The sequence below is a fragment of the Paraburkholderia tagetis genome, assembly GCF_022213065.1.
GTDB lineage: Bacteria > Pseudomonadota > Gammaproteobacteria > Burkholderiales > Burkholderiaceae > Paraburkholderia > Paraburkholderia tagetis.
This window is the reverse complement of sequence record NZ_JAKLJA010000004.1, coordinates 243,868-267,583: the sequence shown is the minus strand read 5'-3', so window position 1 is coordinate 267,583 and position 23,716 is coordinate 243,868. Positions and strand designations below refer to the sequence as shown.

22 protein-coding genes are annotated in these 23,716 nt (G+C 63.0%); 7 read left to right on the top strand and 15 right to left on the bottom strand.

The window, feature by feature from the left end:
* Positions 1 to 15: 15 nt before the first annotated feature.
* Positions 16 to 1,551, bottom strand: a complete 1,536-nt coding sequence (gene hutH / locus L5014_RS08245; RefSeq protein WP_238463088.1) for a histidine ammonia-lyase — start codon at positions 1,549 to 1,551, stop codon at positions 16 to 18.
* A gap of 243 nt (positions 1,552 to 1,794) precedes the next feature.
* Between hutH and L5014_RS08240 the strand changes: the two genes are divergently transcribed.
* From L5014_RS08240 to L5014_RS08225, 4 genes are all read left to right on the top strand, one after another.
* Positions 1,795 to 2,553: an ABC transporter substrate-binding protein gene (locus tag L5014_RS08240; RefSeq protein WP_238463087.1), complete on the top strand. Its 759-nt coding sequence runs from the start codon at positions 1,795 to 1,797 to the stop codon at positions 2,551 to 2,553.
* A 146-nt stretch (positions 2,554 to 2,699) separates the two neighbouring features.
* Positions 2,700 to 3,389 carry an ABC transporter permease gene (locus L5014_RS08235; RefSeq protein ID WP_238463086.1) on the top strand — a complete coding sequence of 230 codons (690 nt, stop codon included), beginning with the start codon at positions 2,700 to 2,702 and terminating at the stop codon, positions 3,387 to 3,389.
* A complete protein-coding gene (locus L5014_RS08230) occupies positions 3,386 to 4,099 on the top strand; it encodes an ABC transporter permease (RefSeq protein WP_238463085.1) in 714 nt (237 codons plus the stop codon). Before L5014_RS08235 ends, L5014_RS08230 begins: the two co-directional genes overlap by 4 nt.
* Positions 4,100 to 4,122: 23 nt before the next feature.
* Positions 4,123 to 4,890, top strand: a complete 768-nt coding sequence (locus L5014_RS08225; protein WP_238463084.1) for an ABC transporter ATP-binding protein — start codon at positions 4,123 to 4,125, stop codon at positions 4,888 to 4,890.
* 35 nt (positions 4,891 to 4,925) lie between these two features.
* Here the strand turns inward: L5014_RS08225 and L5014_RS08220 are convergent, their stop codons facing one another.
* The gene (locus L5014_RS08220) at positions 4,926 to 5,990 is read right to left on the bottom strand and encodes an NAD(P)H-dependent flavin oxidoreductase (RefSeq protein ID WP_238463083.1); all 1,065 of its coding nucleotides are present in this window, start codon (positions 5,988 to 5,990) and stop codon (positions 4,926 to 4,928) included.
* Between the two features lie 287 nt (positions 5,991 to 6,277).
* Between L5014_RS08220 and L5014_RS08215 the strand changes: the two genes are divergently transcribed.
* From L5014_RS08215 to L5014_RS08205, 3 genes are all read left to right on the top strand, one after another.
* Positions 6,278 to 7,414, top strand: a complete 1,137-nt coding sequence (locus L5014_RS08215; RefSeq protein ID WP_238463082.1) for a porin — start codon at positions 6,278 to 6,280, stop codon at positions 7,412 to 7,414.
* Between the two features lie 101 nt (positions 7,415 to 7,515).
* A complete protein-coding gene (locus L5014_RS08210; protein WP_238463196.1) occupies positions 7,516 to 8,340 on the top strand; it encodes a DeoR/GlpR family DNA-binding transcription regulator in 825 nt (274 codons plus the stop codon).
* Positions 8,341 to 8,372: 32 nt separating this feature from the next.
* Entirely contained in the window at positions 8,373 to 9,521 is a 1,149-nt protein-coding gene (locus tag L5014_RS08205; RefSeq protein ID WP_238463195.1) for an MFS transporter, read from the top strand.
* A gap of 55 nt (positions 9,522 to 9,576) precedes the next feature.
* Here L5014_RS08205 and L5014_RS08200 read toward each other — a convergent pair whose 3' ends face one another.
* From L5014_RS08200 to L5014_RS08140, 13 genes are all read right to left on the bottom strand, one after another.
* Positions 9,577 to 10,875, bottom strand: coding sequence for an NAD(P)/FAD-dependent oxidoreductase (locus L5014_RS08200; RefSeq protein WP_238463081.1), 1,299 nt, complete (start codon positions 10,873 to 10,875; stop codon positions 9,577 to 9,579).
* 68 nt (positions 10,876 to 10,943) lie between these two features.
* A complete protein-coding gene (locus tag L5014_RS08195; protein ID WP_238463080.1) occupies positions 10,944 to 11,543 on the bottom strand; it encodes a LysE family translocator in 600 nt (199 codons plus the stop codon).
* Positions 11,544 to 11,909: 366 nt separating this feature from the next.
* Positions 11,910 to 12,218: a hypothetical protein gene (locus L5014_RS08190; RefSeq protein WP_238463079.1), complete on the bottom strand. Its 309-nt coding sequence runs from the start codon at positions 12,216 to 12,218 to the stop codon at positions 11,910 to 11,912.
* Between the two features lie 266 nt (positions 12,219 to 12,484).
* The gene (locus L5014_RS08185; protein WP_238463078.1) at positions 12,485 to 13,207 is read right to left on the bottom strand and encodes an aldolase; all 723 of its coding nucleotides are present in this window, start codon (positions 13,205 to 13,207) and stop codon (positions 12,485 to 12,487) included.
* Between the two features lie 4 nt (positions 13,208 to 13,211).
* Positions 13,212 to 14,561, bottom strand: coding sequence for an MFS transporter (locus tag L5014_RS08180; RefSeq protein WP_238463077.1), 1,350 nt, complete (start codon positions 14,559 to 14,561; stop codon positions 13,212 to 13,214).
* A 101-nt stretch (positions 14,562 to 14,662) separates the two neighbouring features.
* A complete protein-coding gene (locus tag L5014_RS08175; RefSeq protein WP_238463076.1) occupies positions 14,663 to 15,523 on the bottom strand; it encodes a LysR family transcriptional regulator in 861 nt (286 codons plus the stop codon).
* Between the two features lie 265 nt (positions 15,524 to 15,788).
* Positions 15,789 to 16,370: a nuclear transport factor 2 family protein gene (locus L5014_RS08170; protein WP_274389301.1), complete on the bottom strand. Its 582-nt coding sequence runs from the start codon at positions 16,368 to 16,370 to the stop codon at positions 15,789 to 15,791.
* A 61-nt stretch (positions 16,371 to 16,431) separates the two neighbouring features.
* Complete coding sequence (locus L5014_RS08165) at positions 16,432 to 17,220, bottom strand: alpha/beta fold hydrolase (RefSeq protein ID WP_238463075.1); 789 nt, start codon at positions 17,218 to 17,220, stop codon at positions 16,432 to 16,434.
* Between the two features lie 46 nt (positions 17,221 to 17,266).
* Positions 17,267 to 18,349, bottom strand: coding sequence for a porin (locus tag L5014_RS08160; protein ID WP_238463074.1), 1,083 nt, complete (start codon positions 18,347 to 18,349; stop codon positions 17,267 to 17,269).
* Between the two features lie 64 nt (positions 18,350 to 18,413).
* On the bottom strand, positions 18,414 to 19,754 hold the full coding sequence (locus L5014_RS08155; protein WP_238463073.1) for an MFS transporter: 1,341 nt from the start codon (positions 19,752 to 19,754) through the stop codon (positions 18,414 to 18,416).
* A gap of 199 nt (positions 19,755 to 19,953) precedes the next feature.
* Entirely contained in the window at positions 19,954 to 21,591 is a 1,638-nt protein-coding gene (mhpA, locus tag L5014_RS08150; RefSeq protein WP_238463072.1) for a bifunctional 3-(3-hydroxy-phenyl)propionate/3-hydroxycinnamic acid hydroxylase MhpA, read from the bottom strand.
* A 120-nt stretch (positions 21,592 to 21,711) separates the two neighbouring features.
* The gene (locus L5014_RS08145) at positions 21,712 to 22,656 is read right to left on the bottom strand and encodes a VOC family protein (protein ID WP_238463071.1); all 945 of its coding nucleotides are present in this window, start codon (positions 22,654 to 22,656) and stop codon (positions 21,712 to 21,714) included.
* A 62-nt stretch (positions 22,657 to 22,718) separates the two neighbouring features.
* Positions 22,719 to 23,567, bottom strand: coding sequence for a fumarylacetoacetate hydrolase family protein (locus tag L5014_RS08140; protein WP_238463070.1), 849 nt, complete (start codon positions 23,565 to 23,567; stop codon positions 22,719 to 22,721).
* Positions 23,568 to 23,716: the final 149 nt, after the last annotated feature.

Here is a 23,716-nt window from a genome sequence, read left to right as displayed (position 1 = left end):
TCTGGGTTATTTGATTTATTGCTCGGACTCGAATGCGAACGGGCTGTGCACCGCGATTGCGCCGTTCTGCACGAGCTGCGTCATTGCGGCGATATCGGGTGCGAAGTAACGGTCAATGTCGTAATGCGGGACTTCGCTGCGCACCGAGTGCATCACCTTTTGCAGTGCCGGGCTGGTCGCGTGCGGTGCGCGCAGGTCAACGCCCTGTGCTGCCGCGAGCAGTTCGATCGCAAGAATGTTGGCCGTGTTTCCGGCGATGTCGGCGAGCTTGCGCGCGGCAAACGTCGCCATCGACACGTGGTCTTCCTGGTTCGCCGAGGTCGGCAGCGAATCCACCGAGGCCGGATGCGCAAGCGTCTTGTTCTCCGAGGCCAATGCCGCCGCCGTCACGTGCGCGATCATGAAGCCCGAGTTCACGCCACCGTCCTTCACGAGGAAAGGCGGCAGGCCCGAGAGCGTCGCGTCGATCAGCAGGGCGATGCGACGTTCGGCAAGCGCGCCGATTTCGGCGGCGGCCAGCGCGAGGTTGTCGGCCGCGAACGCCACCGGCTCCGCGTGGAAATTGCCGCCCGAAATGACTTCCTTGGTGTCCGGGAAGATCAGCGGGTTATCCGAAACGGCGTTGGCTTCGATCAGCAGCACTTGCGCGGCATGGCGCATCTGGTCGAGACACGCGCCCATCACTTGCGGCTGGCAGCGCAGCGAGTACGGGTCCTGGACCTTGCCGCAGTCGCGGTGCGAGAGGTTGATCGACGAGCCGTCGAGCAGCGTGCGGTATGCCGAAGCCGCTTCGATCTGGCCGCGATGGCCGCGCAGTTCGTGAATGCGCGCGTCGAACGGCTTGACCGAGCCGGCCGCCGCGTCCACGCACAGCGCGCCCGACACCAGCGCCGTGCGATACAGATCTTCGATGGCGAACAGGTTATAGATCGCCAGCGCCGTGGAAGCCTGCGTGCCGTTCAGGAGCGCGAGGCCTTCCTTCGCTTGCAGCGCGATCGGCTTGAGGCCGGCCAGACGCAGGCCCTCTTCCGCGCTCATGCGCTCGCCCTTCGCGAACACGTCGCCCACGCCCAGCAGCACTGCCGACATGTGCGAGAGCGGCGCGAGGTCGCCCGAGGCGCCCACCGAGCCCTTCACCGGGATCACGGGCAGGACGTCGGCGTTGAAGAGCTTGATGAGCGTTTCCATCACTTCGCGACGGATGCCCGAGTGGCCGCGGCCGAGGCTCGAGAGCTTCAGCGCCATCATCAGGCGCACGACCGGCAATGCCATCGGCTCGCCCACGCCCACGGCGTGCGAGAGCACCAGATTGCGTTGCAGGAGTTCGAGCTGCTCGCGCGGGATATGCGTGCTGGCGAGGCGGCCGAAGCCCGTGTTGATGCCGTAGGCGGGATCACCCTTGGCCGTGATCTCGGCAACGGTGCGCGCGCTCGCGTCGATCGCCGCGAAGCTCGCGGGATCGAGCTGGAGCTGGACGCTGCGGCTATCCGCTGCGCGCGCGATCTGGCGCAGTTGCGTGAGGGTCAGATGGCCAGGGGTCAGTGTAATCATCGCAAGTCACCAGGTTGTATGGACAAGATGGCGCCAGATTACACAAAACGACTTGTCTATACAAGTTTAAAAAGATCCGCGTATACCCTCGCCCCTCCTGGCTAACGCCGAAGTTACGGGGCCTTACGTTTCCAGCACGGCAACGCAACCCAGGTAATAACACCGATTGCCGGCCCCCATGCTCAATCGGTAATTTGTATAGACAACTCGCTGCTCTGCAGATTATTCCGTTCGGAGACGTTAATGAAGAAACTTGCCCTGTGTGTCGCACTCGCTCTTGCCGCCGGCGGCGCCTATGCGAAAGACTGGTCCACCATCCGCTTCGGCACGGACGCCAGCTACGCGCCTTTCGAGTCGAAGGCAACCGACGGCAAGCTCGTCGGCTTCGACATCGATCTCGGCAACGAGATTTGCAAGCGCCTGAACGCGAAGTGCGTCTGGGTCGAGCAGGACTTCGACGGCATGATTCCGGGCCTGAAGGCCAAGAAGTTCGACGGTGCGCTTTCGGCGCTCACGGTCACGCCGCAGCGCGAGCAGCAGATCGCCTTCACCGCGAAGCTCTACGACACCCCCACGCGCCTCGTCGCGAAGAAGGGCTCGACCTTGCAGCCGAGCGTCGAGTCGCTCAAGGGCAAGTCGGTGGGCGTCGAGCAGGGCTCGACTCAGGAAACCTACGCCAAGCAGAACTGGGCAACGAAGGGCGTCAACATCATTACCTATCAGAACCAGGACCAGGTCTATCTGGACCTGAACTCGGGCCGTCTGGACGCGGCGCTGCAGGATGAAGTGCAAGCCGATCTCGGCTTCCTGAAGACCTCGCGCGGCGCGGGCTTCCAGTTCGCGGGCGACGCGATCCCCACGGGCGCCGCCGCCATCGGCCTGCGCAAGGAAGACACCGACCTCAAGGCGAAGATCGACAAGACCATCGCCGACATGATCAAGGACGGCACGTACAAGAAGATCCAGTCGAAGTACTTCGACTTCGACGTGTACGGCGGGTAAGCGCAATTGCGCGGAACTGAGCGCAACTGAGCGCAGCCAGGCGCGGCTCACCCCCGCGCCTGTCGCCTCGATGCATCACACGGGGGTGCATGCCGCGCTGCTGCGCGGTACGTGCGAAGCGCCCCGTCATTGAAGGACGTCCATCCATGCTCTTCCAAGGCTTCGGCCCTCTCCTCCTCGCGGGCACATGGGAAACCATCAAGCTCGCACTGCTGTCGCTCGCGGCGGCGTTCCTGCTGGGCCTCGTCGGCGCCGCCGCGAAGCTCTCGCCCAACCGCATGATCGCGCGCATCGGCACGACGTACACGACGCTGATCCGCGCGGTGCCCGATCTCGTGCTCATGCTGCTGCTTTTCTACAGTATCCAGATCTGGCTGAACCACCTGACCGACGCGATGGGCATGGACCAGATCGATATCGACCCGTTCGTGGCCGGCGTCATCACGCTCGGCTTCATTTACGGCGCGTACTTCACCGAAACATTTCGCGGCGCTTTTCTCGCCGTGCCGCGCGGCCAGATCGAAGCCGGCTTCGCATATGGCATGAGTTCCACGCGCGTATTCACGCGCATCCTGTTCCCGCAGATGATGCGTTTCGCGCTGCCGGGCATCGGCAATAACTGGCAAGTGCTCGTGAAAGCAACGGCGCTGGTCTCGATCATCGGTCTCGCCGATGTGGTGAAAGCCGCGCAGGACGCGGGCAAGGCCACCCAGCAATTCTTTTTCTTCACGCTCGCAACCGGCGCGATCTATCTCGTCATCACCACTGTTTCCAATCTGGCATTGCACCGCCTCGAAAAGCGTTATTCGACCGGTGTGCGGAGGGCCGCGCTGTGATCGAACTGCTTCAGCAATACTGGCCGAACTACCTGTACAGCGACGGCTTCAACTATAGCGGCCTTGTCATCACGCTCTGGCTGCTGGTCATCTCGATCGTGCTGGGCTTCGCGCTCGCCGTGCCGCTCGCCATTGCACGCGCTTCGCGCAACCCGTGGCTTTCACGCCCTGTCTGGCTCTACACCTACGTGTTTCGCGGCACGCCGCTCTATGTTCAGTTGCTGCTTTGCTACACCGGCATCTACAGCCTGAACTATGTGCATACGCACGCGCTGCTCGGCGAGTTCTTCCGGAGTGCGATGAATTGCACGCTGCTCGCGTTCACGCTCAACGAGTGCGCGTACGCCACCGAGATCTTCGCCGGCTCGATCCGCGAGACCCCGCATGGCGAGATCGAAGCGGGCATGGCCTACGGCATGTCGAAGTTCAAGCTCTATACACGCATCATCCTGCCCTCGGCATTGCGCCGCGCGCTGCCCGCGTATAGCAACGAAGTGATTCTGATGCTGCACGCTACGACGCTCGCGTTCACCGCAACCGTGCCGGACATTCTGAAAGTGGCGCGCGACGCGAATTCCGCCACCTATATGACGTTCCAGGCATACGGCATTGCAGCCGTGCTTTACGCAACAATCGTTTTCGCCCTGATCTGGGCCTTCCGCCGCATGGAAAACCGGATGCTGGCTTACCTGAAACCGCAAGGGCACTGAACGGCGCCGATGGAGTATTGAGAATGTACAAGCTGATTGTCGACGACCTGCACAAGAAGTTCGGCGAAAACGAGGTTTTGAAAGGCGTATCGCTCAAGGCGAAAGCCGGTGACGTGATCAGCCTGATCGGGTCGAGCGGTTCGGGCAAGAGCACGTTCCTGCGTTGCATTAACTTCCTCGAATCGCCCTGCTCGGGCCGCATCACCGTGAACGGCGAAGAGATCCGCACGAGCACCGACCGCTCCGGCTCGCTGCGCGTGAGCGATCCGAAGCAGTTGCGTGCGATGCGCACGCGCCTTTCCATGGTGTTCCAGCATTTCAATCTGTGGGCGCACATGACCGTGCTCGAGAACATCATCGAGGCGCCCGTGAGCGTGCTGGGCTTGAGCCGCGCCGAAGCCGAGGAGCGCGCGCTCAAGTACCTGGCCAAGGTGGGTCTTGCGAATGGCGTCGAACACAAGTATCCGTCGCATCTCTCGGGCGGCCAGCAGCAGCGCGTGGCGATCGCCCGCGCGCTGGCCATGGAGCCCGAAGTGATGCTGTTCGACGAGCCTACCTCCGCGCTCGACCCCGAACTCGTGGGCGAAGTGCTGCGCGTGATGCAGGCGCTCGCGGAAGAAGGCCGCACGATGATCGTCGTCACGCACGAGATGGGCTTCGCGCGCAACGTGTCGAATCACGTCGTGTTCCTGCACAAGGGCAAGATCGAAGAGCAAGGCGACCCGAAGGAAGTGCTCAACACGCCGCGCAGCGAACGGTTGCAGCAGTTCCTCGCGGGACGTTTGAAGTAAGCGTCATCCGTATGCGGGAGATCGCGCGGTTTTCCTCAGTCATCCTGATTGACAGAGCTACCGGTTAGATCTCCCGCCTCACCCACACCAATGCGGCGCCGCGCCTCCAGCGCCTCCGCCACCATACGCTCGATCACTTCGGCGGCGGAAGTCCGCTCGTTCACGAGCGCCGACGATTCTCCCGCGAAAAGCGCCATGCGCTCCAGTTCCCCCGTCGTGCTGCGCAAGGGGGAATCGGTACTGTAGAGGTAGAGCGGCCGCCCGTCTTCATCCCCAATCACTTCGCGAGGCAGTTTGTCCGGGTGATACCCGAAAAGCTGCGCGCCGGCCTTGGCGGTCACGCTATTGGCGAGCACGCGCACCGGCGAATTGGGCGGCCAGTTGATGGCGAAAAGATCCGTGTAGACGGTCTCGCCCGCGCGCGCCTCGCAAATGCGTTCCTTGTGATAATCGTGCGCGAACGATTCATGTGTCGCGAGAAACGCCGTGCCGCAATGCACGCCTGATGCACCCAGCGCAAGCGCCGCGATCAGGCCACCGCCCGTTGCGATGCCGCCCGACGCAACCACGGGCACGCGCACTTGCCGCGCGACCTCGGGCAGCAGCGTGAGAATGCCGGCCCGCCCGCGCACATGGCCGCCAGCCTCGATGCCCTGCACGATCACGGCGTCCGCGCCTGCCTGCTCCGCGGCCAAAGCATCCTCCAGCGAACCCACCTGATACAGCACGATGGCGTCGCCATCCTTCGCGCGCTTCACGGCTTCCGGCACGACGCCCCAAAAGAAGCACATCGCGGGTACGCGCGCGGCGAGGCACACGTCGAGTTCCGCCGCGAACAAGGAAGGCTCGGTTGCCGATGGAATCAGATTGACGCCGAACGGGCGCTGTGTAGCCGCGCGCACGGCGGCAATCTCGCGTTCGATCAGTTCGGGCGATTCGCGCACCATGCCGAGCAAGCCGAACCCGCCCGCCGCGGAAACGGCGGCGGCAAGTTCCGACCTGGCCGGCCCGCCCATGCCCGCCGATACGATCGGATAGCGGCAGCCCAGCAAACGGGTCAACGCCGTACGCAAGCAATCAGGTTCCGTATTCACGCTCATCTGGCACGCTCCGGTAATGATGGGGATTTCCCAATGATCGCTCAAACCTGGCCCGAGCGTGCGCCATTCGTGCTGATGTGCTGGTGCGCTCTGAACGGCCATGACGCAAATGAAAGCTACGCGTCGTCATCTCGCGATGAATTTCCGGCCTTGTGCCTTGAATAACCGCCTGGTTATTGACGCAGTTCGGCACGCAATCCGTGCGGCCCGACGATACTGCGCCCCCTGAATGGATTCCCTTCTCCACGGCTAACGGCTAATCGGCAACAAGGCAAACAGGCTTCCTCATGAGAACCCCTCTTCTATTCGCAGCTTTTTCAGCGGCGCTTTGCGCCGGCTACGCTCATGCCCAGAGCAGCGTCACGTTGTATGGCGTGATCGACAATGGCCTGAACTTCACGTCGAACGCGCGCGGCAATAACGCCTTCGCGATGGTGAGCGGCGACACGATTGGATCAAATTTCGGCGTGAAGGGCGCTGAGGATCTGGGCGGCGGTCTCTCCGCCATCTTCACCCTGGAAAATGGCTTCAACGCCAACACCGGCGCATCGAGCGGCCGCAACACGCTGTTTGGTCGCCAGGCATTCGTCGGACTCAGTTCCACTGCCACAGGCACGCTCACGTTCGGGCGTCAGTATGATGCCGCCGTCGACATGTGGAACCCCTTTACAGCGGCCGGCAATACTATCGGCGACCTCGCCGCGCATCCGTTCGACAACGACAACGCCGACCAGGACTTCCGGTTCAATAACGCCGTGAAATATGTGAGCCCGGTCTTTCACGGCTTCCAGGCCGAAGGCGTTTATGGATTCAGCAATTCCACCCAGTTCGCCGCCAATCGTGCGTACAGCGCGGCGCTCAGCTACGGCGCCGGTCCTTTCTCGGCCGCGCTCGCCTACAGGCGCCAATCCAATGGCAATCTGAACAGCACGGGCGCGGTAGGCGGCGACGGCATCTTCACCGCCGCGCGACAGCAGACCATTGGCGCCGGCGTCAAATGGACCTTCAGCGGCGGTTCGAACGTGGGCCTCGCCTATTCGCACGTCGACGTCTATCAGCCGAGCGCCAACAGCTACGCTGCCAATATCGGGAGCGCGGCGTGGTCGTCGTGGAAATTCGACAACGTCGAAGTCAACGGCCAGTACTTCTTCACACCGGCGTTCTACACGGTCGCCGCCTATACCTGGACGCACGGCAAGCTCGAGCAAACGGCGAGCGGTTCGAGCCCGAACTGGCATCAGGTCGCGCTGATGCTGAACTATTCGTTGAGCAAGCGGACTTCGGTCTACGCCCAGGGCGCCTGGCAACATACGAATGGCAAGACGGGCACCGACCTCGACGCCGCGCAAATCGTAGGCTCCGCAGGCCCTTCCTCGAGCGGAAACCAGAGCGTGGCGCGCATCGGCTTGCTGCACCACTTCTAACCTGCATTTCGCCAACGCTTGGCCGATCGCTCAATGCGCCTTTTATGGAGCGCATTTTGTACGAGTCGGCCGCCATCGGGCAGCCGCCGATGTGCACGTTTATGCACGTTTACATTCTCGTTCATGCACGTTATCATGCGCCCATGAACGACGACATTCCTCTCGCGCGGCGCGACGAGATCGCCAATCGGCTTGTGCAGGGCCAGCCGGTAGTGGCAGCCTCGCTCGCCGCCGAATTCAATATCTCCGAAGACGCCATCCGCCGCGACCTCCGCGCTCTGGCGGCCGCAGGGCGCTGCCGGCGGGTCTACGGCGGTGCGCTGCCGATCACGCCCGCCACGGCACCAATGGCAAGCCGAATCGACACGGCCATCGAGCAAAAATCGGCATTGGCTCGTGCCGCGCTGCCGCTGATACAGCAAGGAGAACTATTGTTTCTCGATAGCGGCAGCACCAACCTCGCGCTTGTCGACGTGTTGCCGGAAGAAGCCGACCTCACCGTCGCGACCAACTCGGTCGATATCGCCGCCGCGGTGCTGCATCGATCCGATATTCATCTGATCATGATTGGCGGGTCGGTCGATCCTGCGGTCGGCGGATGCGTCGACGCGAGCGCCGTGCAAAGCGTTACGCAAATGAATATCGATCGGTGCTTCATCGGGTCCTGCGCGATTTCGCCGAACAGCGGCATCAGCGCATTCAACCTCGCCGACGCCACTTTCAAACGCGCCGTCCTCGCATCGAGCGAGCACAGCGTGGTGCTGGCACTCACCGAGAAGTTCGACGCGCGCGCCTCTTATAAAGTGGCGACCGTCAGCGAGATCGAATCTGTGGTCGTCGAATCTGATCTGCCGCGCGCAAAGCGTGCGGCCTTGTCGAAAGCCGGCACGTCCGTCGTGGCGGCCCAGGAGCCAGCGAGTTCATGAACACCCGACCCACGCTCCGCGAACCGGAAACCATCGCTCCAGACCTGCCCGCAGCCCGACTGGCCACCCGTCTTGCCTTCCTCGTGGCGGGATTCGGCATCGCATGCTGGGCGCCGCTCGTTCCCTTCGCCAAGCAGCGGCTCGGCGTCGACGACGGCGTGCTCGGGCTCCTGCTGTTGTGCATCGGCCTGGGTTCGGTCATTGCGATGGGGGTCACCGGAGCGGTCAGTGCGCGATACGGCAGCAAGCCGTTCATCGTCGCCGGTGGCTCGGGACTGGCCGTCGTTCTGCCCCTGCTCACCCTCGTCAATACGCCGCTCATGCTGGGTATGGCGTTGCTCGCATTTGGCGCGTTCCTCGGCTCGCTCGATGTCGCGATGAACATTCACGCGGTCGATGTGGAGCGCGTGGAAGGCCGGCCGTTGATGTCGGGATTTCATGCGCTTTTCAGCGTTGGCGGATTCGTCGGCTCGACGGCGATGACCTTCCTGCTTTCGCTGCACATCGGAACGCTCGCAAGCACATTGCCATGCGCGGCTCTGATGCTCGCCGCTATCGCAGCGGCACGCTCTCGTCTGATCGTGTCGACCCATGCGAGCGACGGCCCGCTGTTTGCCTTGCCGCGCGGCATCGTGCTGGTGCTTGCCGGGCTGGCCGCGATCACCTTTCTGGTCGAAGGCGCATTGCTCGACTGGAGTGCCTTGCTCATCACCGGCGCGGGATTGGTCTCCGCCGCGCAAGGAGGACTCGGCTATATATTTTTCTCGATCGCAATGACCGCGGGCCGGTTCGGCGGCGACGCGCTCACCGCACGCATCGGCGACCGCGCGATGATGTTGTGGGGCGGACTGCTAGCAGCCGGCGGTTTCGTGGTGCTGCTGAGCGCACCGAACGCCGCGCTCGCGATGGGCGGATTCGTGCTGATCGGCCTCGGCGCATCGAATGTCGTGCCGGTGCTGTTCCGGCGCGCCGGCACCCAGCGCGCAATGCCACCGACGCTCGCGGTTGCGGCGATCACGACGACCGGTTACGCCGGGCATCTCGCTGGACCGGCAGGCGTGGGCTTCATCGCGAGAGCAGCAGGATTGCCGACGGCCTTCTGGGTATTGGCCGCGCTGCTCTGTCTCGTTCCGGCATGCGCGCGTCTGGTCACGCGCCGCCCCGGACCGGATCGCTCATGAACATCGTTCCGGTCTATACGCTATATACGCCACGAGTACCGCGACCGACGATAAATCAGGCTCCCGACGCCGGCATCTCCGGCAGCGAGATCTCGACCCCACGGCGGTGCAGTGCCGAGAGCACGTGATACACGGCCTTGAAGCACATCACCGGAAGTGCCGCGCGCCAGCTCCCCCGGAGATTTCCGGCCAGCAGATTGACGATGCCGTCTCGCATCCACAAACGATTGGACGGCGCCATGAAAAGCGTACGCATGACAGGATCGTTCACTCGATAGATCAGCCAGCTGATCCGGTCCATTGCGTCCGAGAGTTCCTTGTTGGCCGCTTGCGCAAGCTTCTTTCCTCGCGCCGGATTATCGAGCCAGGCGTGGGCGGCCTCGGCGCCGAGCTCTCCGCCAGTCATCGCCATCAAAACGCCCGTCGAGAACATCGGATCGACAAATCCGTAAGCATCCCCAATCATCAGAAAACCGTTGCCATTGCCCTCGCGCGCGCGATAGCTGTAATTGGCCGTGCTATAGACGTCCGATACACGCTGGGCGCCTTGCGCGCGAGCCGCTACGGTCGGGCTCGAAGCGATGCGCTCGGTCAGCAAATCGGTCGGCGTTCCTTTGCGCTCTTTCCACGCCGATTGATTGCCGACGAAGCCAATGCTCATCGTGTCGTCGGGTAGCGGAATCAGCCAGAACCAGCCATCCTCCGCAAGATGAATGCTGATGTAGCCCGCGAGTTCGCCTTCCCGACGCGTGACGCCGGTGAAATGCGCATAAACGGCAGCCGTGTTGTTGTACTTGTTCGAGGTCTTGACCTTCATCCGCGACGCGAGAAACGTATCGCGGCCCGAAGCATCGAGCACGTAGCGCGGATGCCATTCGCGGGTGCCGCCCGACTCGTCCTGCGCGGACACGACGTGACGCCCGCCGGCATCGTCCAGTTTGACTTCCGTGACACGGGTACGCTCGAAACACTCGGCCCCGCGCGCGACGGCGTGCTTGAACAACAAGGCGTCGAGGTCCGCACGCCGCACTTGCCAGGCGTGCGTACGGTCCCGATTCAGCGCGTTCTCGAACGGAAACGCGCAACTGCGGCCGGTACGGTCCGAGACGAACTCCGCACCCGGCTTATGGACACCGATCTCTCGCACCTGATCCAGAACGCCGAGCCGCTCGAAAACGTCGAGGTTACGTGGCAGCAGGCTTTCGCCGATATGAAAGCGCGGATGCGCTTCCTTCTCCACGAGCACGACGTCGCGTCCTTTCATTGCCAGGAAGGCCGCCGCCGTGGCACCAGCAGGCCCGCCGCCGATAATCAGCACATCGGGCCGGCTCGAATCGCTTTTCGATGAATTCATTGCACTTCCAAAAAAGGGCGTATTCATGGACTAAAACAAAACGGCTATGACCGACCTGGATCGGCCATTCAACGCAAGGCCGACAAAGCGACCGTCACCGAAAAAGCACCGAGCACGAGAGAAGCACTGCGAAGCAGATACTTTGGCGTCGACGCTCCAAGACGACCGGCGCCGAGTTGCGCGCCGAGACCAACCCAAAGCAGGCCGATCGGAAACAGCAAGGCGAGAAATAAACCCATCGCTTCGAGCCACGCCATGCCGCCTGCGAAGGCTGCTTTTGGAAAAATCGTTCCGCCGAACAAAATCGCTTTCGGATTCAGCGAGGTTGCAAAAAACAGGTCCCGCATGCCGATCACCTTACGCGCCCCATCGGTGAGTTCGAGCGTCGCATTCCACAAGCGCACCGCGAGATAAGCGATGTATATCGCGCTTACCGCTCGCACAACCGCCGGAAGCCACGACGCGATCTGCGCGAGTGTGTTGAGGCACATACCCCAAAAGGAAATAGCAATCAAATAGCCGCCGGCTTCGGCAATGGTCAGTCGCGACGAGCGGCGAAAGCCCCGCGCGAGACCCGAAGCAGCAAGCAACGTGTTGGTGGGGCCCGGCATTACCAGAACGAGGAACACACCACTGAGGAACAGGCCAAGGCTATGAATGGGAATCATCGTGTTGTTAGGAAGTGCCTCCCTGCCTGAGGCATAAAATAGCCAAAGGAGCGCACGGGGAGCAATTTTTGTTCCTGATCAGCGCAACAGGAGGCAATCCGACTGCTTCCTGATTTTCCGGGCGGCGTGCCGCGACCGAGGACCGTATTTTGCCATTGCGGACAGTCTGCGCGTTCGTGCGATGAGCGCGTGCAGTCAGGTGGTTAGCGAAAAACTAGCGAGAAACAACAGTTTGCAAACGACAGGCCAACAGCAGGCCGCTGCCCGACGAGGGCAGCGGCCTGTTATTTGTTAAGACGAGTGGGCGAAAAGAAATGGTCCGTTACGACTCGATCCTGGCCTGACGATGTTTCGCTCTGCCGGACACTATTGGCCGGCGGCCGGCGACCTGGTGGATGGGGTCGCAAGCGTGTTATTGGTCCCGAATGCGGGGTTGCCGGACATCGATCCATTGCTCATGGTGTTCTGCATGCCCGCGTCTGGCGATCCGGAACTCATGCCGCTATCCGAACCGGTGGCGCCGGGCATGCCGTAGCCGCTCGTTGCATTGGTCGGCGACACTGCGGCCGGCGACTTTGTGGACGGGGTTGCCAGCGTGTTATTGCTTTGTGCATAAGCGCTGCCCGACAGCGCGAGTGCGGCGGCCGCGATTAATGTGCTGATTGCCTTATCCATGATTCGTATCTCCATGACGTGCTGAAATATCGACACGAATTCATGCAGCCGACATGCGCAGAATTGCACGAGAACGTGATAACTGGCGGCTGCGGCGACATGATCGCTCGATACGAAGAGTAATGGAAAATATCTATTGACCGGTTTTATGAAGCACTTTCAACAGTATAGGTCAGGCAGCGAATACGCGAAGTCGACGCCCCGGATCGTAGACGGCCCGCATATTCGTCATGGCCGATGCGTGTCCATTGGGGATCATGTCGGCCTCAATCCGCAATCTTCTCGGCCCAATACGCGAAGGTTGCCCGAACGATCGATGGTTGCAGCAGAAAGTCATGCGCGGCTGCGGCGAGATCCGCGCGCACCGGCTGGATCGTCCCGGCCGCCATTGCGAGCAGCACCTGTTCCGCCGCCTGCTCCATCGACACCGCGAGATAGATGCTCTCCTCGATCGACGCGCAGGCGCAGATGTAGCCGTGATTGACGAGCAGCGCCGAACGGTAGTGGCCGAGCGCCGCCGTGATGATGCGCCCTTCCTCGTCGTCGATCGGCACACCCGGCCATTCGGCGAGAAACCCGCAGTCGTCGTGGAACATGCACGCGTCCATGTGCGCGACGGGCAGCGGTATGCCCAGCATCGACAACGCGGCAATGTTGCGCGGATGAGTATGGACGATCGCGTGCACGTCGGGCCGATGGCGATAGACCCACGCATGAAACCGCACAGCCGGATTCGGCACGCCTGCGCCTTCGAGCACGTTCAGTTCGTCGTCCACGAGGACCATCGACGCGGCACTCGCGCGTGCGAAGCTCTGGCCAAGCGCGGGCGTCCAGTAACCGCGGCGCTGTGCGTCGCGCCACGTGATCTGCCCGGCCAGGCTCGCCATGTGACCTTTCGCGTAGAGAATGCGGCACGCGTCGGCCAGCGTGTCGAGCGGCGCGCGCGTTCGCGCGCGGCCAAGGTCGTTTATGGTTGCATGCGGCTTCATCTGTTCATTCTCCTTGAGCGCGCGTCGGCGCCTGCGTTGCATGGGTTTGCACGGCGCCGCTCATGAGCCGCGTGCAGAGCGCCGCGACTAGCGCGAGCGCGGCGACGTACAGCGCAATCGCCAGCAGCCCGTGATAGCGCGCGGTAAGCGACGTTGCGACGATTGGCGCGAGGCCGCCGCCGATCGCCGCCGCGAATTGAATGCCGATCGAGATGCCTGAGCAGCGCACGTTGACCGGAAACTGCGAAGCGAACAGCGCCGATTGCGGACCGAACAGAAGCGAATAGTTGATGCCGAGCGCGATCGCCATCGCACACTTCAGCGCGACGAGGCTGCCGCCGTCGATCCAGCGCAGCAGCGGCACCACGCAGACCGCCATCGCCAGCGCGCCGCCCAGATAGAAGCGCCGCACACCCACGCGGTCCGCGAGCCAACCGAAGAGCGGCAGCGCAACGATCTGCAGCGCGGCACCCATCATCACGGCACCTAGCACGTCGGCGCGGCTGAAGCCGAGGTGCGTCGACGCATAGGCAATCATGAACACCGTGAGCACGTAATAGAGCGTCACTTCGGGCAGCTTCGCGCCGATCGCGAGCAGCAACGCCTTCTTGTGACGCGCGAGCAGTTCCAGGACCGGCACATCGCGCGGCCCGCGCACGGCGGCGGCGCGCTCGAACGCCGGCGATTCGCCGACGCTGCGCCGCACGAACGCACCGAGCCCGACGAGCACGGCGCTGGCGACGAACGGTATGCGCCACCCCCAGCTCTGGAATGCGGCTTCGGGAAGGCGGGTCAGCAGATTGAACGCGCCGGTCGACAGCAGCAAACCGACCGGCGGCCCGATCTGCGGCAGGCTGCCGAACAGTCCCACGCGACTCGTGGGCGCATGCTCGACGGCCATCAGCACCGCGCTGCCCATTTCGCCGCCGAGCGCGATGCCCTGCAGGATCCGCAATGCGACGAGCAGCACAGCGGAGAACATGCCGATTGCGGCATAGCCGGGAATCAGGCCGATCGCGACGGTCGAGCCGCCCATCAGGAACAGCGAGACCATCAGCATCGAGCGGCGCCCGAGGCGGTCGCCGAAATGGCCGAACAGAATCGCGCCGAGCGGCCGCGCGAAGAGCCCGGTCGCGAACGCACCGAACGACGCGAGCGTCGCGCTCGTCGGATCAAGGTTCGGGAAGAATTGCCGGTTGAACACGAGCGCCGCCGCGGTGCCATACGCGATGAAGTCGAAGCCTTCTATGATCGAGCCGGCAGTGGCCGAAAGGATCGCCTTGCCGCGCGCGCCAGGCGTGGATCGGGGCACCGCGCCGGCGAGGCCGCCGAGCGTGGGAAGCGGTTCATTCACGGGATGTCTCCTGACGTATTGGGTCGGCGTGGAACCGCCGAACTGCCGTCAGTATTCGTCCCACGCACGGCGCGAGCCATGCGTCCAGAAATAACTCTGGATTAACCGGGCGTTATCGCGCGCGTGCCGATGCGCCGAGCAATCTCGAGGGCTGCATCGAACGCCGGCGATGCGCGATGCCCGCTGCGCGACAGCGCGACCAGCCGGCGCGCCGGCATCGAGGGCAGAAGCCGGCGCCGCAGCCCTCGGTCCTCGATCATGTCGCGCGGCAAAGTCGACGGCAATACCGTGACGCCATCGGTCATCGACACGAGCCGCAGGCTGAGCTCGAGCGAATCGCATTCGATGTAGGGTTGAACCGCAGCCCCGAGCGCCCGCTCCACGATCCGGCGTAGCGCATACGCGCGCGGCGGAACGATCAGCTTCATGGCCGCGAGGCCAGGAACCGCGTCAGTGTCAGTGTCGGCATCGGCGCGGGTGTACAGCGCCAGTGTCTCCTCGAACAGCGGCTGGCTGACGAGATCCGGCCCGTCCACCGCGGTCTCGTAGACGAAACCGATGTCGGCCCGGCCCCGTTCGATGCTCTCCACGACATTCGTGGAACTGTCGCAATGGATCGTGAGTTGCAGGTCCGGATAGACGTCGAGCAGCTCCCGGCTCAACATCGACATGAACGAGGCCACCAGCGTTTGTACCATCGCGATCCGGAGCGTGCCGCCGTGTCGCGATTGCAGCGACGAACGCGAAAATGCCGTATCGAGCGCGTTGAGCAGCGGTTCGACTTCGAGAAACATCGCTCGGCCGTCGGGCGTCAGCTCCATCCCCCGTCCGTGCCGCAGGAACAGCGTCCTGCTGAGTGAGGCTTCGAGTGCGCGAATCTGCTTGCTGAGCGCGGGTTGCGTCACGCCGAGGATGTCGGCCGCTTCGCGGAGCGAATTCGCTCTCGCGACGGCAACAAACATGCGGAGCTGGACGTCGCGGCTGGCTGGAGCGTGCATGGAAGGGGCGATTAGCGGTCGTCGGACATGCCGCCATCTTATCCGACGCATTCATACGCGCCGCAAAACAATCTGGGCATTTGCCCTACGCCATGCCAACACACAGCACCATCACCTTGAGTGGCGGATCGAGGTACAGGCCAACGATGTCGCGAACCTTGTCGGCGAACAGCGGATCGCTCTCCCGAGCCCGAGCCCGAGCTTTTGATTGTGCCAGCGGAACCGAACTTCACCGCGCCGGCGCGTTAGCGAGCCACTGCCGCGCCTCGGCTTTCATGCTCTTTTCGATTTCGCTTCCGCGAGTTGCGAAAACGCGGCCGACTGGAAAGCCGCTCTTCTCAAGCAGATATGCAAGTGCCGCGTATTCTCTGGGGTACTTCGCAACCACCTCCTGCTCGATCGCGACGATGCCGCCGGGAAACGTAAATGACCCCATGTCGTATATGCTTTGACGCTTGACCAGTTTCCAGACGCCATCGCGCCGCTCGACTTTGTCGAAGAATCGATTGTGAACCGCGCAGCCCAAATTCAGCGCAGCGTTGTCGGCGACGATAACGGCGTTCGTTTCGACGAGCGCGCGATCGCCGTGAAATGTCACGACCGGCGTGCCGACGAGGTGCTTCGTTTTCAGCGGGGATTTCCCCATGCGCCTCGACCCCTCGATGAAATCGGAAGCCTTGCCTTCAAACCACGTCACTTCGATCTCTCCGTCCGGATGGAACAGGTCGCGCAACTTGTCCCATTCGCCCAGATCGCGGTGAATCCATCCCGTCATGAGGTCGGTGATCTGCCAACGATCGTCTGTGTACATCGTCATTTTCGAATTCCATGAGTTTGGGGAGCAGCCGTGCGATGCCCCCCGTCTATTGAAGTTATGCCGCCGACTCCCCGCTCGACGGCGGCTCGCCGCTGAGGAACCGGCGCAGCACGGCATTGAAGGGCTCGCCGGTGCGTTGAGGCGCGTGTCCTCCGCCCTCGATGACGACGCGCTCGCCGCCAAGCTGCGAAGCCAGCGCATCGGTAATGCCTTCATAGGCGGCGCTATGGCCGCCGGAAATGTGGAGTGTCGGAAACGAAGCCGCCGCCAGTTCGCGCACCGGCACGATGGCTTCCGATGGCGAACGGAAGTGCGGCAAGTGCCCTGCGAAGGCACGCAGCGGCGCAGGCAACGGGTCGGGCAGCGGCCGCGAGGGCTCCAGAATCTTGAAGAGCGTACGCAGATACACTTCGTCATCCGCGGGCGGGTGCGCCGCAAGACCGAGCGTCGCGTAATGGAACGCCGTAACGCGGGGATCCTCCTTCGCAATGTCGCTCGTGCCCGACTCGATCAACGTGAGGGACGCCACGCGGCTCACGTCTTTCGCCACGGCCAGCATGGCAACGGCGGCGCCATACGAATGCGCGACCACGTGATCGCCCGGCTCGATTAGATCTGCTACGTAATTTGAGTCGTGCGCGAAATCCTCGCTTCCGGGCCACGGGCTCGCACCGTAGCCGGGGCGTGCCGGCATGACGAGACGCCAGGTGTCGCCAAGCGGCCATTGCTCCTGCCACGCCATTGCGCCGCCCAACCCGCCGCCATGAATGAAGACGACGCGCGGCCCGCGACCGCGTTCGTCGATGACCATTTGCCCGGGACCGCTGTATTGTTTCTCTTCCATTCTCATCACCCTGCCGTAGCAAGTTATTGCAAATGCGGCTAGCGCCTCAGAACCGCGTCGCGAGACCGACGCGCAGCGCCGTCTGCCGGTTCGATCCTGAAGGCGAGAGACCGTTGATCCACGCATTGGCCTGACCGTCTCCCCCTGCCTGCTGGAATACGCCCTCCAGATAGACCGTCGTGCGCTTCGAAAGCAGGTACTGCACAGCAGCGGTCACCTGGCTCGCCTTGTTGTGCGAGAGCCTGGCGTTGCCTTTCATGTACTGGTAGTTCGTGCCGATGAGCCAGGCGTCATTCAGCCAGCGCAGGACCCCGGCCTGCACGACCCACACCTCGCCGCCCGTGAGCGTGTTCTTCGTATCGGTGAAAAGCACGTTGTAACGGTTACCGAGTCCGTCGTACCGCACACCGAAGCCGTAGTTGCGAATCCCCTCCTGGCCGTTGGCCAGTTCGGGATAGTGGGCGTCGACATACGCGCCGCCCACGGAAATCGCGCCTGCCGTATAGCTTGCCGAAAAGCCCACGGTGCGATCGGCCTGAAACGAGCCGGCAACGCCACCAAAGCCGTACATGGCGCCCGCCGAAAATCCGGCGAGATTGGGCGTCACGTACTTGACCGAGTTCTGCACGCGGTGTGCGCCCCCAACGTTATCGAGTTCGAATGCGCCCGTTGGATTCTCAGGCACGCCGAGCTTCGCGAACGGGCCCTGACGCAGGTTATAGAGGCCGCCGTACGCATAGCTCGCGTCGTAGCCGCCGTAGAACAGCGTATCGGTCATGAAGTCGTACTGGTTGCCAAACGTGACGGTGCCGTATCGATCATTGGTCAACCCGAGGTATGCGTTGCGCCCGAAGATCGAGCCGGCCGGCATCGATGCACCCGTGCCGAGGTTGAACTGCGAGACCAGATTGAAAATCGCCTTCGTGCCGCCACCCAGTTCTTCCGATCCCTTGATTCCGAAGAGGCTGGGATACAGGATCGAATTGTCGAGCCTGTAGTTGTGGCTCCCCTGTTCGTTGGTCACGTACGTAAAGCCTTCATCGAGCAACCCATAAATGGTTGCACTGCCTTGTGCGTGGGCGCCTAGCGTCACGCACGCGAGAGATACTGCCGTTGCCACCTTCTTCATTGACGTCTCCAGTTTATTTTTTATCGTTTTGCCGGATACGGGCCCAATTGCGCCCGTTCCGGCTTCAGTTCACGGCTTTGCCGCGATACAGGCGCCCTGTTGCCGACATCGCCACGGCGGCGACCAGTGCGGGCAGCGCGAAAACAGGAAAGGCGATGCGCGGCGAGTGCAGCAACGCGAGCAGCACGCCGCCTGTCATCGAGCCGATGATCGATCCCACCCGCCCGACGCCTAACGCCCAGCTCACGCCGGTCGCGCGGGCCCGCGTTTCATAGAAGCCCGCCACGAGGACGTTCGCGCCGGTCTGCGCGCCCGAGAGCCCGAGTCCCGAAAACCACACGGCAAGCACGAGAAGCCAGGGGCTGCCCATCGCCGGGCCAATGCACGCGATCCCAGCCGCCGCCACCACGTAGGACGCACTAAGCACAACGAATGGATTGATCCGCCGCATCAGCACCGCATTGATCAGCGCGCCGACCGTGCCGCTCACCGGCAGCAGCGAACTCGCCTGGGCGGCGCGCGCGGCGCTCATGCCCGAATCGGCGAGTACCGAAGGCAGCCAGCTGCTGATCTGGTAGTACACCCATAAGGTGCAAAAGAACGCGATCCACAGCAGCAGCGTGCCGGCCCGGTAGTGCGCATTGAAGAGCGTCGCCGCAGGGCGCTTCGAACCTTCTGCTTCAGGCTGCGCCACCGTTGCCTGTTCGAGGTTGCCCAGAGCAACGGCGGCGTCGCCGCTCAGGTGGCCGAGGAGGCGTTGGGCCTCGTCCGCGTACCTGCGCTTTCCCAGCATGAAGCGCAGCGATTCCGGCAGCAGCAACCACAGCACCGGCGCAAGCGCGAGCGGCGCGATGCCGCCCGCCACAAAAACGCTGCGCCAGCCATACGCGGGCATGATCGACGCAGCAAGCTGGCCGCCGAACGCGAGACCTATCGTGAAGCCGCAGAACATCAGCGTGACGAGCATCGGACGGTGACGCTCCGGGCTGTACTCCGAGCTCAGCGTGATCGCCGTCGGCATGCCGCCGCCGAGTCCCACGCCGGTGAGAAACCGCAGCGCAATGAACCAGCCGGCTGCAGGCGCCGCCGACGTGAGCAGGCTGCCGATGCCAAAGAGGATCACGGAAATGACGATGGTCCGCTTGCGCCCGATGCGGTCCGCCAGAGGACCGAACACGAAACTGCCCACCGTCAGCCCGAGAAGCCCCGCGCCAAAAATCGCCCCGAGTTGCTGCGGCCCCAGGAGCCACTCGCGCTTGAGCAGCGGCGCGACGTAGCCAGCCGACGCGACGTCGAAACCGTCCATGGCGACGACCAGGAAACACAGAATCAAGACAATGATTTGCATTCCTGATGTTTGTCTTGCGTTGATGAGATCTTCCACTGCGATTGCACTGCCCGACATGGGTTGTCTCCTGATTTTTTGCCGCGCTCACTTCGCGGTCGATGGCCCGGATGCAAAGTTAAACGTACCGGCCCTGCGAATTACGGCAAAGCCACCCTTATTATTTCGTCATCCTTCATTTCAATGACGCACCTGCTTCAGCACACTCAGGTCGCGATTGCGTGGGGGGAAGAAGTCCGGCCCTCCCCCTCCTCCTACGTCACGACTGTGCGCTTACGAGGTATTCCTGCCCGATGCCGTGCCCGGTCTTGAGCGCCAGCCCCGCGCCGAGCATGTCAACGAGCCCGGACAGCTCGGTCAACGAACCCACCGCGCCAAACACGTAGTAGTCAGGGCGCACAATCAGCGCCTTTGCACCGTACTCATTGAAGAATGCCTCGTACTTCCCGCTTACATCGAACAACACCCGGCCCGCGACGACCCGGCTTTCGTCGTGCGTGACGCCGATCGTCTGCGCGCCGATCCGCCCCAGCATCTTGCGCGCCGGCTCGTCCAGATAGAGGTCGGGGTCCGCATCGAGCGCGATCACGTGAAAGCCGTTCGGCATGGCGTCGTCGTAACGCATGACTTCGCCGTCGTTTCGCACCTGGCCATGCACGCAGAGTTGACCGGCAATGCCTCCCGTGGCCGAATTCTGATCGCCACGAATGAGTCCGTCGGTGAGCCCCGGGAAAGGTGGCAGCGCCGGCACCTGGCCCGACAGATACGCCGCGTCGCGCTGCGCGGCTTCCTGCGGATCCGAAATGCACACGACCTTGCCCATGGCGATCGACGCATCGATGACGGCACGAACCTGGGGGCGGCGCTCGGGCGTGTAGCCATCGAGCAGATCGGCGCCGGCGATGCCCTTGAGCACGAGGTCGAGGCGCCACGCCAGATTCCATGTATCGCGCAGGCCCGAACACATGCCCTGCCCCATGAATGGGGGCATCTGGTGAGCCGCGTCGCCCGCGAGCAGCACACGGGACTTGCGCCACGTTTCGGCGATCAACGAGCGGAACGTGTAGACCGCGTAGCGCACCAGCGTGGCGCGATCCGGTCCGACCCACGGCGAGAGCAGTTCCCAGACCTTTTCCGGTTTCTGCAGGTCTTCGAGCGTTTCGTGCGGCAGGCGCATGAACTCCCAGCGCCGGTAGCCGGGCCCGCCGGGCACCATCGTGGTCGGGCGCGCCGGATTGCACCACTGGCCGATGTCGGGTACGTCGAGCTTCACGCCCTCGTTCGGCTTCAGGTCGATGACGAGCCAGTCTTCCTGGAAGCCGAGGTCCTCGAAGGTCACGCCCAGCGAGCGGCGCACGAAGCTGTTCGCGCCGTCTGCCCCGACGACATAGCGGGCGCGGACCGTGCGCGTCTCGCCGGTCGTGAGCCACGTCCCGTTCGTCATGCGCCCCTGCTTGAGGACCACCTCGCAGCAATCTGGCAACTGGCGCAGTTCGACAGCCTCCCAGCCCTGATTGACGGAGACGTTCGGCATCGACTTGGCCTTGCGGTCGAGCAGTGCTTCGAGCGATGGCTGATTGAACAGATACCCCACAGGGCCGTCGCTGATCGATTCCGCGGACCAGTCGATTTCCACGAGCGTTTTCCAGTCGGCGTTGAACCACTGATAGGTCGCGGACGGCTGGGATATCGATTCGATATCCTTACCAATACCCATAGCATGAAAGACGCGGCGGATTTCATGATCGTGAAACACCGCGCGCGGCAACGGATAAAGCGACGGCCAGCGGTCGAAGACCGCGACATCGTAGCCACGCGCGCCGAGCAGAATGGACAGCGACTGCCCGACCGGGCCGTAACCGACGATGACGACGTCGAGAAGATTCTGATCTGCCATTTGAATTCCCCTGCAAAAAAAGCGAGTCGTGCCCTGGCGCCAGGTCGTCTGGCAGCCATCCAGTGCACATCCGAGAGAGAGAGAGAGTCCGTTCAGCCTTGCGGCTTCACGCCGGTGGTCCTATGCGGGAGCCTCGGTGTTGTGAATGAAGTTGCTGGGTACTTCCGGTCCCCAGAGGTACAGCGAATCCTCCGGTGCAAAGTCGCCTGCGGGCCATGCGTGGCCGGCCGACACGAAGTCGATGTCGGCCGAGTATTCGCAGAACGAGCCCCAGGGGTCTTCAACGTAGTGAAAGTAGTTCGAACCGAGCACGTGCCGGCCCGTGCCCCAACCTTTCGTGTAGCCGGCTGCAGCCATTTGCGACGCGCCCTCGCCGACGAGGTTGACGTTATCCACGTCCCACGCCGCGTGGTGCCAGCCGCGCGCGCTGCTTTTCGCGAACGCGACCAGATGGTGATCGCTGCCGTGCGGGGCATGCGTAAAGGCGATGATGTCGCGCGAGCGGTCGGACAGGCGCAGGCCCAGCGCGTTGCCGTAAAACTCGAGCGCACGCGGCACGTCTGGCGTAAAGAGCAGCACGTGCGAGAGACGCCGTGGCTGTACCGTTTTCGATTCGGATCGGATGTGCGAACCACGCTCGTCGGCCGCGCTGCTGGCGAGCACGCACGGGCTCTTGGAGTATGGGCTGGTTTTCGGTCCGGCCTTCACCTGGATGAGATTGCCGTCGGGATCGAGAAACCAGAAACCTTCAGGGTCGGCTATCGGTGCATCCATCGCAACGGCGCCTGCCGCCTCCACCTGGGCGCGCAAGGCGTCAAGGTCGACTTCGAAGCAGTTGAAGGTGAGCCACGCGAGACTTCTGGACGATCCGGGCAAAATGCGCGCCCAACGGTGGCCGTCCGCAGCCCGCAACTCCAGTTCGCTCGCTTGCGGGCCGGCCGTTGCCACGTCGAGACCGAACGCGCGATAAAACCTCGCCGCATCGTCAACCGAGGGAACCGTGAGCGCGAAGTGATCGATCGAATGCACGCTGGCGCGCGCGGAAACGACTACCGGGTCGGACATGACCGTCTCCTTGAATCTGGCGATGCGCCGGCTCTGTGGCCGGCTCGTGAAAGTTGCGCGGCTTAATGCGCGGCTTCGTCGGCAATCATGTTTCTCAGTGTGCCGATCTTCTCGACGCTCACCTCGCACACGTCGCCAGCCTTCATCAGCAGCTTCGGGTTGCGCGCCCAGCCGATGCCCGCAGGCGTGCCCGAGACGATCACATCGCCGGCTTCCAGCGTGATCGCTTCGCTGATGACGCTGATGAGGCTCGCGACGTCGAAAACCATGTCGTCGGTGCTCGCCGACTGCACCACTTCGCCGTTCAAACGCGTTTCGAGGCGAAGGCCCTTCACGCCGGGCGGCAACTCGTCGGCGGTGACGAGATCGGGCCCGAACGCGCCGGTGCCGTCAAAGTTCTTGCCCACTGTCCATTGCGGCGTTTTGAACTGATACTCGCGCACGGAACCGTCGTTGAAGACGGAATAACCGGCCACGTGTGACAGCGCGTCTTCCTTGCGGATATGGCGGCCGCCCTTGCCCAGCACCACGGCGATCTCGCCCTCGAAGTCGAGCCCTTCGGAATCGCTCACGGCCGGGCGGATCATAGGCTGCTCGTGCGCGATCAGGCTGGTCGCAACGCGGAAAAACAGCGTCGGGTAATCGGGTTGCTTGTACTGGCTCTCGGACGTGTGATCGGCGAAATTCAGTCCGACGCAAATGATCTTCGGAGGACGCTGGAGCGGCGGCAGCAGTTTCAGTTCGCTCGCCGCGATACGCTGCTGGTTTGCCCCACTGCTTGCGTAATCGACGAGATTCGCGCCGCGGGCCAGCAGCGATTCCAACGTTTCCTCTCCCAGCACGCGCACCGCGTCGCCCTCGCGCACGCCCAGCGTCGCCTTGCCGTCTCGTTCAAAACTGACCAATCGCATTTCCATCTCCTGTTGCTCGCCGTGATGTTGCTGGGCATCCGGCGATGAATTGACATATTTGTCAATTCAGAATTCTAGTTGATTTGATAAAATCGTCAACTAGAATCGGGACAAGGAAAAACCCGGATGGGGCGCGTCGCGAAGCGCCG

What these genes read in the sequence shown, in the direction of transcription:
- hutH (WP_238463088.1), bottom strand. Translation starts at nt 1,551, where the DNA reads ATGATTACACTGACCCCTGGCCATCTGACCCTCACGCAACTGCGCCAG.
- L5014_RS08200 (WP_238463081.1), bottom strand. Translation starts at nt 10,875, where the DNA reads ATGAATTCATCGAAAAGCGATTCGAGCCGGCCCGATGTGCTGATTATC.
- L5014_RS08225 (WP_238463084.1), top strand. Translation starts at nt 4,123, where the DNA reads ATGTACAAGCTGATTGTCGACGACCTGCACAAGAAGTTCGGCGAAAAC.
- L5014_RS08210 (WP_238463196.1), top strand. Translation starts at nt 7,516, where the DNA reads ATGCACGTTTACATTCTCGTTCATGCACGTTATCATGCGCCCATGAAC.
- L5014_RS08195 (WP_238463080.1), bottom strand. Translation starts at nt 11,543, where the DNA reads ATGATTCCCATTCATAGCCTTGGCCTGTTCCTCAGTGGTGTGTTCCTC.
- L5014_RS08185 (WP_238463078.1), bottom strand. Translation starts at nt 13,207, where the DNA reads ATGAAGCCGCATGCAACCATAAACGACCTTGGCCGCGCGCGAACGCGC.
- L5014_RS08165 (WP_238463075.1), bottom strand. Translation starts at nt 17,220, where the DNA reads ATGGAAGAGAAACAATACAGCGGTCCCGGGCAAATGGTCATCGACGAA.
- L5014_RS08240 (WP_238463087.1), top strand. Translation starts at nt 1,795, where the DNA reads ATGAAGAAACTTGCCCTGTGTGTCGCACTCGCTCTTGCCGCCGGCGGC.
- L5014_RS08190 (WP_238463079.1), bottom strand. Translation starts at nt 12,218, where the DNA reads ATGGATAAGGCAATCAGCACATTAATCGCGGCCGCCGCACTCGCGCTG.
- L5014_RS08235 (WP_238463086.1), top strand. Translation starts at nt 2,700, where the DNA reads ATGCTCTTCCAAGGCTTCGGCCCTCTCCTCCTCGCGGGCACATGGGAA.
- L5014_RS08140 (WP_238463070.1), bottom strand. Translation starts at nt 23,567, where the DNA reads ATGCGATTGGTCAGTTTTGAACGAGACGGCAAGGCGACGCTGGGCGTG.
- L5014_RS08160 (WP_238463074.1), bottom strand. Translation starts at nt 18,349, where the DNA reads ATGAAGAAGGTGGCAACGGCAGTATCTCTCGCGTGCGTGACGCTAGGC.
- L5014_RS08170 (WP_274389301.1), bottom strand. Translation starts at nt 16,370, where the DNA reads ATGTACACAGACGATCGTTGGCAGATCACCGACCTCATGACGGGATGG.
- mhpA (WP_238463072.1), bottom strand. Translation starts at nt 21,591, where the DNA reads ATGGCAGATCAGAATCTTCTCGACGTCGTCATCGTCGGTTACGGCCCG.
- L5014_RS08220 (WP_238463083.1), bottom strand. Translation starts at nt 5,990, where the DNA reads ATGAGCGTGAATACGGAACCTGATTGCTTGCGTACGGCGTTGACCCGT.
- L5014_RS08175 (WP_238463076.1), bottom strand. Translation starts at nt 15,523, where the DNA reads ATGTTTGTTGCCGTCGCGAGAGCGAATTCGCTCCGCGAAGCGGCCGAC.
- L5014_RS08145 (WP_238463071.1), bottom strand. Translation starts at nt 22,656, where the DNA reads ATGTCCGACCCGGTAGTCGTTTCCGCGCGCGCCAGCGTGCATTCGATC.
- L5014_RS08155 (WP_238463073.1), bottom strand. Translation starts at nt 19,754, where the DNA reads ATGTCGGGCAGTGCAATCGCAGTGGAAGATCTCATCAACGCAAGACAA.
- L5014_RS08215 (WP_238463082.1), top strand. Translation starts at nt 6,278, where the DNA reads ATGAGAACCCCTCTTCTATTCGCAGCTTTTTCAGCGGCGCTTTGCGCC.